The organism is Gaoshiqia hydrogeniformans, assembly GCF_049347105.1.
In the GTDB taxonomy this organism is placed as follows: Bacteria; Bacteroidota; Bacteroidia; order Bacteroidales; family Prolixibacteraceae; genus Gaoshiqia; species Gaoshiqia hydrogeniformans.
Genome location: NZ_CP186334.1, coordinates 2,470,291 through 2,484,418, shown reverse-complemented (window position 1 = coordinate 2,484,418; position 14,128 = coordinate 2,470,291). Strand labels below are relative to the sequence as shown.

Sequence of the window (14,128 nt, the reverse complement as noted above, 5' to 3'; positions counted from 1 at the left end):
TAATTTGGACATTGCCGGCAAAAAGCGGCTAAAAACCGGCCGGCTTTCAAATATGCCAACGCAGAATAAACTAAATTGCGGGCTGTTTTAACGGGTAAACATGGGTAAGGAGAAAAACACGTTACAATTATTTCTGAATGAAGGAAGGATTGAAGCCGGCTGCGATGAAGCCGGACGTGGTTGCCTGGCTGGTCCGGTAGTGGCTGCGGCGGTCATTCTGCCGGCTGATTTTAAAAATGAACTGCTGAACGACTCCAAAAAGCTGACGGAAAAGCAACGCTATCTGCTTCGTCCGCTGATTGAAGCGCAGGCGGTCGCTTTTGGAGTTGGCCTGGTCACTCATGCTGAAATTGACCGGATCAATATCCTGAATGCGTCTATTCTGGCCATGCACCGGGCCATTCAGCAACTTAACACCTTCCCGGAATACTTGCTAATCGACGGAAACCGGTTTAAACCCTATCCCGGCATTCAGCACAGTTGTATTGTAAAAGGCGACGGCAAATTTTTACCGATCGCGGCAGCCTCTGTGTTGGCAAAAACCTACCGCGACGACCTGATGAATGAACTTCATTTGAAATACCCGCACTATGCGTGGGACAAAAACAAAGGATATCCTACTAAAGCACACCGCGACGCGATTCGTCAAACCGGCACATCGCCTTTTCACCGCATGACGTTTCGCCTGCTGGAAGATCAGTTAACGCTGGACTTCATGCCGTAAACTCCGCTTGGTTTTTTGTTTCCTGTTTTTGGTTATGCCGGGCTTCCAGATAAATAGCTGCGGCGGCTGTCAGGAAATAGACGCCGCATTGCACCAGCAGCAACAGGTAGTCGTGCCGTACCGCTTCCAAACCGGCCCCCATCACCTTTAACCTTAAATAGGCAGGGACCATGACGGTGGTTGGAAACACATGCCCCAGCTGGTAAACGAAGCCGGGGATTGAAGAAGCCGGCCAGGATACTCCACTGATGAACAGCACAATGGGAGATAAAAAGACCATAAACAGGATGGATGATTCGCGGCGGCGGAATAAAACGGATATGGTAATCCCCAAAAAAATGACTGCCAGTAAGAAAGGCACAGTCAGCATCAGTACATGCAAAAAGCCGGCCCGGTCGGGATAGCCGAACCAATGGTGAATCCAGACCATCGTCAGGATACTGTTGAACAGGTAAATGGTGAGGTAGCTGAATGTTTTTCCGAAAAGAATGGGCAATACGCCTCCCCGTCGCAAGGCGACCGGTACCAGGTAACTGTGACGGTTTATTTCCTTGCCGGTGCCGCCGATCATGCCAATGCCAATCAATAAAGTTTGCTGGAGAATGATCAGGATCAGTCCCGGCATAATAAAACTTCCGTAGCCCGAAAAAGGGTTAAACCAAAAATGCAGATCGGCCGACAGGGGGTCGCGCGATTCAACAGCCTGATCATACGATTGTCCGCCGGCCATGAGCTTTTTAATTTCAACACCGGCGGCAAAGGTTCCGACCGAGCTTACCGCCCCGCTCAGCACCTGCCGGTAAATCAGGAAAAAACTGCCATCGGCATAAACCGACACGTCGGCTTGTTGCCCGTTCAGCAGTTGTTTTTCAAAACCGGAAGGAATCGCCAGGATACCGCCCGTTTCTTTATTCGAGAAAAAGATCCGGCGGGCTTCGTCCATGCTGTGCGCGTAGCTAACCACCTGAATTTGTTCCGTTTCATCCGCCATCCTGATTAGCTGCCGGCTGGCAGCGCTGTGGTCCATATCGACCACGATCGTGCTGATTTGCCTGACAATTTCAGGTTGATAGGCCAGGGAATAAACAATGGGGTAAATGATCACGGCGCCTAACAGAATCAGCAGTGCGCCCTTATCCTGGATGATGGCCTTCATCTCGTCCCGGTAAAATTGGCCGGTCATGGAAATACCCGTTCTTATTTTTTTGAACATACTGAAAAATTCACTCCGTTTAATCGTTGATGCACACTATATTTTGCCCCAGTATTTTTCCTGCTGCAAGACGCGTTTTAAGCGCGGCAGGCTTAGTACCGCGATAAAGATGAACACGAGAAACATGCTCAGGGACTTCATGCCGTACACCGGGGCTTCGCCGCGGATGGCCTGCGATATAAAAATATGAACCCAATAGGTAAACGGGAAAGCGTACGAGAATCCCTCGGCAACCGCCGGCATAGCCGCAGCCGGAAAGGTAAGGCCGGAAAAAGTGAGGGCCATCATCGAATAAGCGCTTCCCAGCGAAAGCGACAGCCGGAGGTTGGCGGTTAAAGCAACCAAAAACACGCCCAGCAACTGATAGGTTAGAACCAGGGCCAGTTCGCCTGTCATAATCAGCAGGAATTCGCCCCGCAGCGGAGTTCCCATTTGAATAAAGATGATCACATTCATCACCACCGACACAATACCAAACAGCAGGGTGTAGGGAACCAGTTTCCCGGTAACAGCCACAATCACACTGCCCGAAGCCTGGTTGATCCAATCCGGGCCGGTTCCCTCGCGCACTTCCGTTCCTACGGCATACACGGTTGTGAGCAAGGTGAAAACCACTACCATCAGGGGTAATAAGGCTGTGAGCAGAAAATAGGAGTAATTTCCGTAGGGGTTAAACAAAACATGCTGATGTAACCTGACGGGGTGCGCGGTGCCCATCGCCTGGCTTTCAGACTGCCCCTTTTTTTGGGCAACCTGAAGTTTGATTCCCCCGGAAAGGGTGGCCATCGCTTTATAGATTCCCTTTTGGAGGTAACCGCCTTTCAGGATATTGGTATTATTGATAAATACAGGGATTTTTTGTTGACTCCCTTTCAGGATATTTTTTTCTGTTCCTTCAGGAATGACGATCACTGCCTCGATTTTCCCTTCCTCCAGCTGTTTGTAAGCCTCGCCGGTATCGGGCAGGTGAAGTACAATGCTGGCTTCAGGCGTGGCATTGATCCACATCCCGATTTTTTGCGACAAAGCAGTACGGTCCCGGTCAACCAGGCCTACGGGCAGATCGCGGGGAACTCCTTCAGAAAAAACAGCCAGCAGGATGATAAACGCAATCAGGGGGCCGATCAACGTGGTAAACACGTAGATGGAGGAACCCGTCATCCGGTCAATTTCCCGAAAAAGCACCCGGAAAAGCGGATTGTTGCGGAAGAAGGCCGTTTCCGTTCCCTTGCTCATTTCAATTAATTTCTGAATTGTTTCCAGTTTACCAGTACGCTCATTCCCGGGCGCAGTCCTTCCTGCTTTTCAAGGGGTACAGCGTGTATTTCGAATGATTTCAGATCGAATCCGCCGGATGTTTTGGTCGATGTCCAGGTGGCAAAATCGGCCATCGGGCTGATGTAGTTGACTTTGAAAACGACCTCTTTTTTGCCTAAGGCGGGGATATCTGCTTTAAACTCGCTTCCCATCCGGATGTCGGCCAGCAAATCCTCCCGGACGAATAAGGTGGCCCAGTTGTCCTGTAAATCAAGGATGGTGATTACCGGGAAACCGGTGCCTACCAGTTCTCCTTCTTCGGAAATGATGTTCGAAATTTCGCCGCTCGCGGGGGCGCTGATCTGGGTTTCTTTCAGATACGATTCCAGTTCGGTAATCGCACCTTCGGCCTGGTTTACCAGTTCCTGCGCGGCTGCTTTGTCCTCGTACCTTGCCCCCTTCTGCGCTTTTTCCCATACCAATCTGGCCGCGTTGGCCGTTTCGCGCGACGCTTTCATCTGGGTTTCTGCCTCATCTTTCTTTTGTTCGGGCGCTACGCCGGCTTCAAAAAGATTGGAAACCCGCTGAAAGGTTTTTTCATGCAGACGGGCTGCAGCCTCGGCTTTCAGGTAAGTGCTGTAAGCCGCCTGAATATCTTCTTCCTGCGCTCCGTTTTTGGCTTTGAGGCTTTGCGCGGCCGCCGCATTGCGGGCCGCAGTAGCCTGTTGCAGCCGGGCCTCGATTTCGGGACTGTTGATAGCGAACAGGAAATCGCCTTTCTGTACCTGTTGTCCTTTTTTAACAGCAATCCGGTCGATGCGGCCGGGAACTTTCGAGGCTACCCGGATCTGTGTGGCTTCCATTTCTCCCTGGATTTCGAGCGGTACCGGGCGGGTAATCAACCAGCTGGTATAAAGCACAAAAATCAGCAGGGCCGTAAAAAATAAGCCAATGATAAAGTTTCTTGTCTTGTTCATCTGTATCTTTTTTATGTTTTCAGTGTTCATCTGCCGATCCGAAAATGACATCGTCGCGAAGCGGATAGCCGGCAAATTGCTCCGGTGTACCGCATATTTGCAGCAGCGACGCCAGGGCCAGATCGTACTGGTACATCACCTGCAGGCGTTCAATTCTGAACCGGGCGACCAGCAATTGGGCGTCCACCAGTTCGGAAGAGGAGGAGAGCCCCTCGGAGAAGGCCTTTTCTTTACTTTCGGCATAGGTTTGGGCAAACTTCAGCGATTTGTCCAGGCTGACCAGTTGTTCTGCCTGCATGGACAGTTCGTGGTGCAGTTTCTGGATCAGTGTGCCGATGTCGGCATCCGCTTTTTGTCCGGCTTCATTCACCTGTTCTATTTTAAATCGGGCAGCCTGTATTTTTTGCGAACGGGCAGCTCCGTCAAATAAGGTCCAGTTCAGGCCAAGACCAACCATCCACCCCGGCATGTACGGCGACAGGTCCTTATTGGCAATATCGTACATGCCGGTCAGGGCGAGCGTGGGCAGGTAATTGCTTTTCTCGGCTTTCAGTCCCGTTTCGGCGAGGTCTTTTTTCGAACCCACCTGCCTGAGCAAGGGACTGTTGGTCCGGGCCAGGGCCATGTATTCATGAATATCGCCCGTATTTCGCAGGATGAATAATTTACTGACCGGGACAAGCGAGTCGGTTTCGGACAGAGCCAGGGTGTTCTGCAAGGCCCGTTCAAGCATCGACGACTGGCGGGCGGCTTTCTGTAATTCGCGTTCGGCTTCTGCCACTGCCACTTCCGCGTGTAGTTTTTCCACCTGGGCAATCTGACCTTCTTCGCTCAGCTTTTGCGCATCGTACAAATGTTTTTCCATGGCGGCCAGCACCTGTTTCCTCACTTGCTCCGATGCTTTCGAAAGGACCAGTCCGTAATAGCGCGTAACCAGTTCGCTCAATAATTCGGCTTGCTTTTGTTCCTTCTGTAATCCGGCTTCTTCTTTATAAATGCGTGAAGCCTCGTTGGCGGCATTTATCCTGCCCCCGGTAAACAGCGGCCAGGTCAGGTTGGCGCTCAGACTGGCAAACCGTTCTTCCTGGATCATCTTGTCCCAATCGGCGGCTTGAATCGCCTGCTGCCCTTCGAGCAATTGCCGGCGAACAGCCGCGGTACTGATGTCGTCGGGTAAAACGGGCATCAGGGAGTTCGTGGCCGGATCGGGATTCGGAACGCCTGAAAATACGCCGTAATTTCCAAGAGCGCTGTAAAGCGGGTCGATGGCGTCGCGTACCGGTGTTAAATCCAAATGAAGCGGATCGGATAATTGGGCCGCAATCCCGGTCAGGGAGATTTTTGGAGCCCGCAAGCCGGCCGTTACCTTTACCTGAGCTTCTTTTTCGCTGATTTGATAATCGGCTTGTTTCAACACATGGCTATGAGACATCATGTGCTCGTAGGCTTTGTCGAAGGTCAACATCCTGGGGACGGACGGCTGCGCATAAGTATTCAAACTCATGCCAATACCCACGACGACCCGGATGATCATGAACCTGACCTGATTTTTTGCTAACATATTCTTGTTCTGTTAGGTGATACGATTCTGTTTCTGATTTCCGGCACAAAGTAAGGAACAAAAATTTGAACAAATCGTTTTTATATTCGATTTTTAATTCAGTTTTAAAAGAAAATTAAAATCGGACGAACTGTGTTACCTTTGCAATTAATTGAAACAACGAATTATGGTTTGGAGCGACAAACAACGCGATGCCTGTCAGCGGGCAGCGGCGTTGTGCAGCCGGTCGGAACGGAGCCCGGGAAGCATTGAGCAAAAGCTGCACGACTGGGGTCTGGCGGAGGAAGAAGCCAGGCCTGTGCTGGAGCGCCTTGTCCATGAAAAATTTATCGATCAGGAACGCTTTGCCCGCAGTTTTGTACGCGACAAATTTCGCTTCAACAAATGGGGAAAGATAAAATTAGCCTTCCACCTGAAAGCCGAAAAAATAGCTCCTGACATCATCCGGTCGGCCCTCGAAGAGATTGGAGACGAAGTTTACCATGAAACCCTGGTCCGCCTGTTGACGGAAAAGGATAAAAGCGTGAAAGCGCTGAATCTTTACGACCGGAAAGCCAAACTGTTTCGTTTTGCCCAAAGCCGGGGTTTTGAAACGGATTTGATTTATTCGGCGCTTGCTGAAATGGTCGGAGATTAGCCGAAATCTTTTTTTATTCTATTTTTGCTCAGCATTTCTTTCTAAAAGAATGATCACGTGATTATTGATCAGGGTTCATATTCCTTTTTTCAGGAATCTGAATTTCTGGCTTTAAGAGCAAAACCTATGAGGAGATTTTGGATATTTTGCCTGTTTGCCGGTATGATTGTCAGTCAATCGTTTGCTCAATCATTCTATTTCAAGAAATACCAGGTAGAAAATGGCTTGTCGCACAATACCGTATGGTGTATTTTGCAGGACAGCTATGGCTTTATGTGGTTTGGGACGAGCGATGGCCTGAATCGTTTTGACGGGAAACAATTCAAAATATTCAGGAGTGATCATCAGGAAAAGTTCTCGCTGGGAAATAACTCGGTGCAGGCCCTTTTTGAAGACAGCGAGCGGAATATCTGGGTTGGCACCAGCGAAGGCATTCATATTTACCAACGGCTGAGCGGCCGGTTTTTGCCCTTTGATAAAAAAACACAGTATAACGTATCCATCAGCAGCGAGGTTAAGAAAATCATTCAGACCGGCAAAGGGCAAATCTGGATTGCAACCCTGGGACAGGGCATTTTTATCTACGACCCGAAGACGAATGTTCTGACGCAAAACAGTCTGTATACGTCGTTTGTTTGGGATATCTGCGAAGATCAGACTTACCGGATCTGTACGTCGTCGTTGCAGGAAGGGCTGATTTGCTACGATCAGAACGGGAATTACCTGGATGCCTATAGTCCGGTTTCCGACCGCAAGGAGAACCTGAGAATCAGTTGTATCCGGATGGCCGACGAAAAAGTTTGGTTTAGCATGGGCGTCAATATGTTGTGTTCGCTCAACAGCCGGACAAAACAGATCGAGCAATACAGCAGCGGCAGGCAACATATCGGAACCATCCGGGCGATTGCCAAATATTCGGAAAAAGAACTGCTGATCGGTTCCGATAACGGTTTGTATCTTTTCCATATCCAGGAAGGACAATTTACCCGTATCGACAACCTGTTGAATCCCAGAAGCCTCAGCGACCAGTCGATCTCGGCCATCGTGGAGGATGCGGAGGGGGGATTCTGGATCTCCACTTACCTGGGAGGCGTGAATTACCTTCCCAAACAAGCCATCGTGTTTAACTACTACCCTCCTACGCATGATCCCAACTCGTGTACCGGCAAGGTGATCAGCCGGTTTTGCGAAAACAGCGACGGAAATATCTGGATTGGCTGCCAGGATGGGTTAAAACTATTGGACATCACTACGCTGACTGCAAAATCTTATCCCATCCCCGGGACTACACAAAAACTGGATATCCGGTCCTTATTACTGGATGATGATCGGCTTTGGATCGGGACTTATGCCAACGGATTAAAAGTTCTGGACCTGAAAAAGAACAAGCTGACCGAATACAACCACACCCGGAACTCAGCTACGACGATCTGCAGCAACGATGTGTTATCGCTTTACCGCGACCGGGAAGGAAACATTTACGCGGGCACCACCTGGGGATTGTGTCGTTACAACCGCTTGCTGGATCATTTCGAAACCATGAATTTTGTCGGCACCATGACCTCGGTCTTTGATATCCTGGAAGACCAGTCGGGTTACCTTTGGATTGCCACGGACAATGCCGGCGCATTCCGGTTTGATCCTAAAAATAACCAGTGGAAACACTATGTATGGGAAGAAAATCGGTCGGGATCCATTACCAGTAACTCGATCATCACGCTTCATAAAGATTTGAACGGAAGAATCTGGCTCGGTACGAATGGCGGCGGTTTGTGCTATTTTGACGAAGGTTCCGAATCGTTTATCGACTTCGATCCTCAAAACCAGATTTTATCGAGTAAAGTAATTTACGCCATCGAGGAAGATATTTTGGGCAATTTCTGGATATCGGGCAATGCCGGGCTGTTGCGGGTTGATCCGTCGGATAAGACCAACCTGAAACTTTTTACCCAGGAAGACGGGCTGCAAAGTAACCAGTTCAATTTCAGGGCATCGCTGAAATCGGGCACCGATATGTTGTATTTTGGCGGGATAAACGGGTTCAATTCATTCTTTCCGAACGATTTTGTCGAAAACCGCTTTATTCCCCCGGTTTATATTGTCGATGCCCGGTTGTATAACATCCGGGAAAAGGAGAGCGAGCAAGTGTTAAACCTGGACGGACCGGTTTACACTGCGAAAGAAATAAGGCTTTCGTACGGGAACAACAGCCTGACTTTCAGTTTCAGGGCGCTGAGTTACGAGCAGCCGGATAAAAACAGGTACCAATATGTGCTCGAAGGATTTGATAAGAATTGGGTGGATAACGGCCATGCCGACTTCGCGTCGTATACCAACCTGCCCGCCGGAGAATATGTGTTCCGGGTGAAAGGAACCAATAATGATTACAAATGGAATGAGGAAGGAGCAAGTATCCGCCTGACCATTTTGCCGCCCTGGTGGCGCTCGGTTTATGCTTACTGGGCTTACTTCCTGATGACAGTGGGGACCGGTTACCTGGTTTACCGGTACCTGACGGCTAAAGCGCGGATAAAGTTTACCCGGCGGTTGGAAGATTACCAGGTAAAAACGGAGAAAGAAGCATACCAGTCGAAGATTCTGTTTTTTGTCAACCTGGTTCACGAGATCAGAACGCCGCTGAGCCTCATCAAACTTCCGCTCGAAAGGTTGTCGGAGGAGAATGCCGGCACGAGAGGCTCAAAATACCTGGCCGTCATTAACCGCAATGTAGACTATCTGCTTCATGTGGCTAACCAGCTGCTCGACTTTCAAAAGATAGAAAACCAGGGGGCTAATCTGGATCTTCGTCCTCATTCGCTTCATGAGTTGGTCAGAGAACTGCACGATCAGATTGGTTATTCTGCGGCCTTAAAGCAGATCGATATCAACCTGTTGCTGCCCGAAAATGATGTGGTGGCAGCTATCGACCGCGAAAAAATTTACAAGATCCTGATTAACTTAGTGGGGAACGCGGTCAAACATGCGCGGACAAAAATTGAACTTCACCTGGAAATCTTCGATGATCATTTCGAAATTCGTGTTGTCGACGACGGTCCGGGGATTCCGGATCAGGAGAAAAAAAAGGTATTCGAAGCTTTTTACCAGTCGGACAACCCGCAAAGCAGCCCCGGGACCGGGATTGGGCTGGCATTTTCCAAATCGCTGGCCGACAATCATCACGGACAAATCACGGTAAAGGATAACGAATGGAACGGAGCATCGTTTGTGTTATCCATCCCCTTCCTTTCGGGGAAGGAAGAGCTTTTCCCGGCGAATAAAGAACTTCCGGCGGCAGGTATCCGGGAACTGGTCGACGACCGCGTTCCCGGCGAGGCCGAAACGCCTGACGCGCCGTTTAAAAACGCCAGGATTTTGCTGGTGGAAGATAACAGCGAATTGCTGGATATGATCGAAGATTCGCTGAAGTCGTATTTTACGGTACTGAAAGCTCACAACGGGCAGCAGGCGCTGGATATCCTCCCCGAAGAAACCATTGATCTGATCGTGAGCGATGTGATGATGCCCGAAATGGACGGATTTGAACTGTGCAAAGCGGTCAAAAACGATATCAATTACAGCCATATTCCCGTGATCCTGTTAACGGCGAAAGTGGCGCTTGATTCAAAGATCGAAGGGATGGAGTACGGCGCCGACGTGTACCTGGAGAAACCGTTTTCGATGCGGTACTTGCGTAAACAAGTCGGAAATCTTCTTCAACTGAAAATCTCTTTTCAGAAACTCCTGGCGGCAGATCCGTCGCGGGCTGTTGCCAGCATGCCGGTTCCGAAGCGCGATAAAGAGTTCCTGGAACGCTTACACGAAAAAATAGAAGAACATATTGCCGAGCTGGATTTTTCGATCGATCATATCGCGGAAACGATGTTTATGAGCCGGTCCAGCTTTTACCGGAAGATCAAAAACATTACGGGGATGACGCCGAACGATTACCTCCGGGTGCTGCGGTTGAATAAAGCGGGCGAGCTGCTGCTCCGGGGCGACTACGCGATTTCTGAAATCTGCGCCCGGACCGGATTCAGTTCGTCGTCGTATTTTGCCCGATGCTTTAAAGCCCGCTTCGGCGTGTTGCCCAAGGATTATGTGGCGGAAAATGAAGAAAAATAAAACTATATTGTTCTGCTCTTGTTCTGCGGTTGCTGCGTACGGCCTTATGGTTCCGGCTTCCGCTGAAACCGGAAACTTGTTTGCTTCAACAATGTTTTCGAGGTTTTGAAAACAATGCGTTTCAAACGGATCGATTCTGCGCGGATGTCATGCTGTTCTATGGCCGCGCGGACAGCTTTGGCGCTCACGGAAAAAGTTCCAAACCCTTCGATGCAAACATGATTGCCGTCGGCCAGTTCGTCGAGCAGCTGGCTCAGCACCAGTTGCACGCCGGCCTCCAGTTCAATCATTGACAGCTAATTGCACAAGCCGTTCTGTTTAAACTTATGGTTTCTACCGAAGCCGTTCTTCCAGCAGCCTGATGTAATACCCGCCGACGACCGAGCGGGCCCTGAACCCGGCTTGTCGTTTGCTGTCGGTGTGGTACCAGTCGGTCATCGGGACCCGGTCGGTCGTTTCGTTCATAAACCGGTGCAGCGGATGGATCAATTTCTGAAAAGTCTCCTGGTCGTTGCTTAAGGCAGCGGTCCCGGATACGACGCCATCGGGTAGAAATTGAGCAGAGAAAAAGTGAAAGAGTGTATGCGCGTAAAATGATTTTTGTAAATTTGGAAAAAGACGAGTTGGAATTATGAAAGAAGTTACGCTGAAAATACCGGATAAAAAGTTTAAGTTTTTTATGGAACTCATAAAACATCTTGGCTTTGAAGTAGCAGAAGAAGTGGATATTCCGGAAGAACACAAAAACATCGTCAGAGAGAGGATAAAAAAAACTTATGGGAATCAGGATCGGCTACTGGAGTGGGATGAGGTAAAAGATAATTTCAAATTTGACGAATGAGCTTCAGAATTAAAATTGAGCCGGAAGCCCATCAGGATATTCAGGAAGGTATTACCTGGTATAATCAACGGCAATCCGGCCTTGGGCGCAAATTCCATTCTGAAGTGAAAGTATATATCGAAAAACTGAAAATAAACCCATTCTTTCAAATACGTTATGACGAGGTACACTGCTTACCCATGAAGCAGTATCCTTACATGCTCCATTATACGGTTGATAAAGAGTGCAAAGTTGTCACGATCAGGGGAGTCTTTAAAACTTCAAGAACTCCGAAGGTATGGAAAAGCAGAAAGTAAAAGTTAATCGTTACCGAAGCCGTTCTTCCAGCAGCCTGATGTAATACCCGCCGACAACCGAGCGGGCCCTGAACCCGACATGTCGTTTGCTGTCGGTGTGGTACCAGTCGGACATCGGGACCCGGTCGGTTGTTTCATTCATAAACCGGTGCAGCGGATGGATCAGCTTTTGAAAAGTCTCCTGGTCGTTGCTTAAGGCTGCAGTCCAGACAACCCAGTCGGCTTTGGTATAATTTCTTCGGCTGTCGAGCGGTAAGCCGTAAGTATTCTGTTTGGTGAGGTAATAAGCCATTTCTTTTTGTGCTACTTCAGCGGGGAAGACATCCAGTTTCAGCAGCTTGTCCCAAACCAGGTTGTACTTTTGGCTCCAGGTTCCGGGCTGGTCAAAGGTCAGGCGGTAATGGTCGCCGTCGTCGGCCATTTTCACCCATTCGCCGGCCATGCGTTTGGCTTCCGAAGTATATTTTTCAGCCACCTCATCCTTTCCCAGCATTTTGGCCAGTTTTCCGTAGCAGGCAATACCGATGATCGCTTTTACCGAGAGGTTAACGTTATGCACGAGGTGCCCGGTAAAGTCGTCGGTACAAAGCTGGTTCTCCGGATCAAGCCCGTTCGCGAGCAGGTAATCGGCCCAGACCGTGAGGATGTCCCAGTGTTTTTCGGCATACCGGGCATGGCCTTCCGTAGCGGCAATGGCAGCGGTGAGAATCAGCATATTCCCCGACTCTTCTACCGGCATATCGCCTCGGTAGTTTTGGCCGGTAGCCCAAGGGTAGGTGCCGATATCGTGAGCAGGAAAGGGTTTGTTCCATTTGTCGCTTTTGCAGTAATAAAAGATGGGATTTAGCATACCTTTTGCCAATACAGGATTATATGATAAAAACAAAGGAGCGGAGGGGTGGGCGACATCGACCGTGCCCATCATTCCGTTGCTGTAGTTCTCTTTTGATAAGAAAAGAAGCTCTCCTTCGGGCGATTCCGCCAGTTTATGTGCGGATATGGACTGACGATAAGCCAGGGCGCAAAGTTCGGCATACTCTTTTCCCCCGGCGTTCCAGGCGTCAAGCATTAAACGATAGTCGAACCGGCTGCAACGGCCGCGTAATTCGCCGAAGTCGCGATTCGCCTGGGCAAATGCCTGCTCGATGGTTCTATCCCCGTTTTTGTTCCAGTAGGGGCGAAGGTTCTCCCCGAAGTAATGCATCGAGTAAAGATCATCGTAACCAATCATGATCTTTCCCGAAGCTGACCGGGTGTTTCCCAATGACCGGGAGAGGGCCAGGCTCGCGTCTTCTTTCGGCACAACATCGCCTGAAAGATTCCCGCTTTGGGCAAATTCATGGCGCATCCGATACGGGTTGCCGGTTTGGTAATAACTGTTCGTTTTTTCACTGCTCAGGTAAAAGTATCCCCAGTCGATCCGGATGTTGTCACCTCGTTTGCCAAGCACTTTTTGCTTTACACTTCCTGTTTTCAAGAACAGCAGCCCGTCTTTTTCAAAGCCTCCGCCTCTGTTTTCCTGCGAAGGAATATTTAGTGCCCAGTTGGGCGAGGCTTCAAAATAGATTTGTACATCATGCTTTTCCCCGTCGAGCGAACGCACGTTATAATAAATGTAATTGACAGGTCTCGAGATCAAATCCAACTGATTCAACAGCAAGGGGGCCAGAAAGGATAGTTTCAGTTCTACTCTGCCACACTCGAATGTATAATGGGTCTGAGTAGCCTGTACATCAGCCGATTGCTGCACTGCGGTTTGAGATAGGCAGGTACCGATTTCATCCTCAGCATAAAGGCCGAAATCGACCAGACCTCCTCCTGTTTTGTTGTAACAATTGGCAGCAATGACTGTTTGTCCTGGCTTCAATGTACTTTTTACTTCGTCAGGTAAACTTACAATGACGTTCTTGTTCCATTCATATCCGGTCTTAATAATAAGGATTCCATTGATATATAGTTCGAAAATGTCGTCGTGCGAATATTTCAGAAAAATCTTTTTCTCTGACAGATCTTCCTTGATTTGGATAGACCTGCGAATCCATATTTCCGGAGTTTGCCACGGGGTATTTATGTTTTCTTCAGTGGGAGTACCAAAGGCAGCCTCGCCTTCTATCCACGAAGTGTCATTAAAGTCCGGTTTTTCCCATCCTTCTCCGGGATCATCGACCCGGTATTTTCCGGTCCAGGCTTTCTCCGTTGACATTGGCGCAATTTTTTTCACGGGGCTTTGTTCGGTTCCCATAAACCGATAAGTCTTTCCGTCAACACGAATTGCTCCAGTCAGCGGGAACTCTTTTCCTGTCCAATGTTTGACCGGTTGGTCGTAGAGTTTATCGGTCATCGACCAAGCGCTGGTATAGGGGTCGATAGTGACCAACGGATAGGCCGGAGCACGGAGGTTATTCCTTAAAACATCCTGTTTTTCATATTTCCCGCATCCCGAGGCGGTCAGGAGGCAGATCAGGTAAATCAGGTAAATCGGCTGTTTCATGTATTTGCT

The 14,128-nt window shown here is 49.3% G+C and carries 12 protein-coding genes; 5 read left to right on the top strand and 7 right to left on the bottom strand.

Features of this window, described 5'->3' with window-relative positions; genetic code table 11:
• Window positions 1-100: 100 nt before the first annotated feature.
• On the top strand, window positions 101-724 hold the full coding sequence (locus ACOIT5_RS09885; RefSeq protein WP_423130306.1) for a ribonuclease HII: 624 nt from the start codon (window positions 101-103) through the stop codon (window positions 722-724).
• On the opposite strand, the gene ACOIT5_RS09880 is transcribed toward ACOIT5_RS09885, so the two are convergent.
• Genes ACOIT5_RS09880 through ACOIT5_RS09865 form a run of 4 tightly spaced genes read right to left on the bottom strand, consistent with a single transcriptional unit; the run spans window position 714 to window position 5,732 of the window.
• Window positions 714-1,937 (bottom strand): ABC transporter permease, encoded by a 1,224-nt coding sequence (locus ACOIT5_RS09880; RefSeq protein ID WP_423130305.1) that lies wholly within the window; start codon window positions 1,935-1,937, stop codon window positions 714-716. The genes ACOIT5_RS09885 and ACOIT5_RS09880 overlap by 11 nt on opposite strands.
• Before the next feature lie 36 nt (window positions 1,938-1,973).
• Complete coding sequence (locus ACOIT5_RS09875) at window positions 1,974-3,173, bottom strand: ABC transporter permease (protein WP_423130304.1); 1,200 nt, start codon at window positions 3,171-3,173, stop codon at window positions 1,974-1,976.
• Between the two features lie 5 nt (window positions 3,174-3,178).
• Window positions 3,179-4,171 carry an HlyD family secretion protein gene (locus ACOIT5_RS09870; protein WP_423130303.1) on the bottom strand — a complete coding sequence of 331 codons (993 nt, stop codon included), beginning with the start codon at window positions 4,169-4,171 and terminating at the stop codon, window positions 3,179-3,181.
• A 19-nt stretch (window positions 4,172-4,190) separates the two neighbouring features.
• Complete coding sequence (locus tag ACOIT5_RS09865; protein ID WP_423130302.1) at window positions 4,191-5,732, bottom strand: TolC family protein; 1,542 nt, start codon at window positions 5,730-5,732, stop codon at window positions 4,191-4,193.
• A 151-nt stretch (window positions 5,733-5,883) separates the two neighbouring features.
• Between ACOIT5_RS09865 and ACOIT5_RS09860 the strand changes: the two genes are divergently transcribed.
• Together ACOIT5_RS09860 and ACOIT5_RS09855 are read left to right on the top strand one after the other, a co-directional pair.
• Window positions 5,884-6,369 (top strand): regulatory protein RecX, encoded by a 486-nt coding sequence (locus ACOIT5_RS09860; RefSeq protein ID WP_423130301.1) that lies wholly within the window; start codon window positions 5,884-5,886, stop codon window positions 6,367-6,369.
• A gap of 126 nt (window positions 6,370-6,495) precedes the next feature.
• Window positions 6,496-10,491, top strand: coding sequence for a hybrid sensor histidine kinase/response regulator transcription factor (locus ACOIT5_RS09855; RefSeq protein ID WP_423130300.1), 3,996 nt, complete (start codon window positions 6,496-6,498; stop codon window positions 10,489-10,491).
• Window positions 10,492-10,535: 44 nt separating this feature from the next.
• Here ACOIT5_RS09855 and ACOIT5_RS09850 read toward each other — a convergent pair whose 3' ends face one another.
• Window positions 10,536-10,781 (bottom strand): HU family DNA-binding protein, encoded by a 246-nt coding sequence (locus ACOIT5_RS09850; protein WP_423130299.1) that lies wholly within the window; start codon window positions 10,779-10,781, stop codon window positions 10,536-10,538.
• Window positions 10,782-10,824: 43 nt separating this feature from the next.
• Window positions 10,825-11,181, bottom strand: a complete 357-nt coding sequence (locus ACOIT5_RS09845; protein ID WP_423130298.1) for a glutaminase domain-containing protein — start codon at window positions 11,179-11,181, stop codon at window positions 10,825-10,827.
• Here ACOIT5_RS09845 and ACOIT5_RS09840 point away from each other — a divergent pair.
• Together ACOIT5_RS09840 and ACOIT5_RS09835 are read left to right on the top strand one after the other, a co-directional pair.
• Window positions 11,171-11,332, top strand: coding sequence for a hypothetical protein (locus ACOIT5_RS09840; protein WP_423130297.1), 162 nt, complete (start codon window positions 11,171-11,173; stop codon window positions 11,330-11,332). The genes ACOIT5_RS09845 and ACOIT5_RS09840 overlap by 11 nt on opposite strands.
• The gene (locus ACOIT5_RS09835) at window positions 11,329-11,628 is read left to right on the top strand and encodes a hypothetical protein (RefSeq protein ID WP_423130296.1); all 300 of its coding nucleotides are present in this window, start codon (window positions 11,329-11,331) and stop codon (window positions 11,626-11,628) included. The genes ACOIT5_RS09840 and ACOIT5_RS09835 overlap by 4 nt, the downstream gene beginning before the upstream one ends.
• A 10-nt stretch (window positions 11,629-11,638) precedes the next feature.
• On the opposite strand, the gene ACOIT5_RS09830 is transcribed toward ACOIT5_RS09835, so the two are convergent.
• A complete protein-coding gene (locus ACOIT5_RS09830) occupies window positions 11,639-14,119 on the bottom strand; it encodes a glutaminase domain-containing protein (protein WP_423130295.1) in 2,481 nt (826 codons plus the stop codon).
• Window positions 14,120-14,128: the final 9 nt, after the last annotated feature.

Coding starts and splice junctions, on each gene's coding strand:
- ACOIT5_RS09885 (WP_423130306.1), top strand. CDS start 101: ATGGGTAAGGAGAAAAACACGTTACAATTATTTCTGAATGAAGGAAGG.
- ACOIT5_RS09880 (WP_423130305.1), bottom strand. CDS start 1,937: ATGTTCAAAAAAATAAGAACGGGTATTTCCATGACCGGCCAATTTTAC.
- ACOIT5_RS09875 (WP_423130304.1), bottom strand. CDS start 3,173: ATGAGCAAGGGAACGGAAACGGCCTTCTTCCGCAACAATCCGCTTTTC.
- ACOIT5_RS09870 (WP_423130303.1), bottom strand. CDS start 4,171: ATGAACAAGACAAGAAACTTTATCATTGGCTTATTTTTTACGGCCCTG.
- ACOIT5_RS09865 (WP_423130302.1), bottom strand. CDS start 5,732: ATGTTAGCAAAAAATCAGGTCAGGTTCATGATCATCCGGGTCGTCGTG.
- ACOIT5_RS09855 (WP_423130300.1), top strand. CDS start 6,496: ATGAGGAGATTTTGGATATTTTGCCTGTTTGCCGGTATGATTGTCAGT.
- ACOIT5_RS09850 (WP_423130299.1), bottom strand. CDS start 10,781: ATGATTGAACTGGAGGCCGGCGTGCAACTGGTGCTGAGCCAGCTGCTC.
- ACOIT5_RS09840 (WP_423130297.1), top strand. CDS start 11,171: ATGGAACTCATAAAACATCTTGGCTTTGAAGTAGCAGAAGAAGTGGAT.
- ACOIT5_RS09845 (WP_423130298.1), bottom strand. CDS start 11,181: ATGAGTTCCATAAAAAACTTAAACTTTTTATCCGGTATTTTCAGCGTA.
- ACOIT5_RS09835 (WP_423130296.1), top strand. CDS start 11,329: ATGAGCTTCAGAATTAAAATTGAGCCGGAAGCCCATCAGGATATTCAG.
- ACOIT5_RS09830 (WP_423130295.1), bottom strand. CDS start 14,119: ATGAAACAGCCGATTTACCTGATTTACCTGATCTGCCTCCTGACCGCC.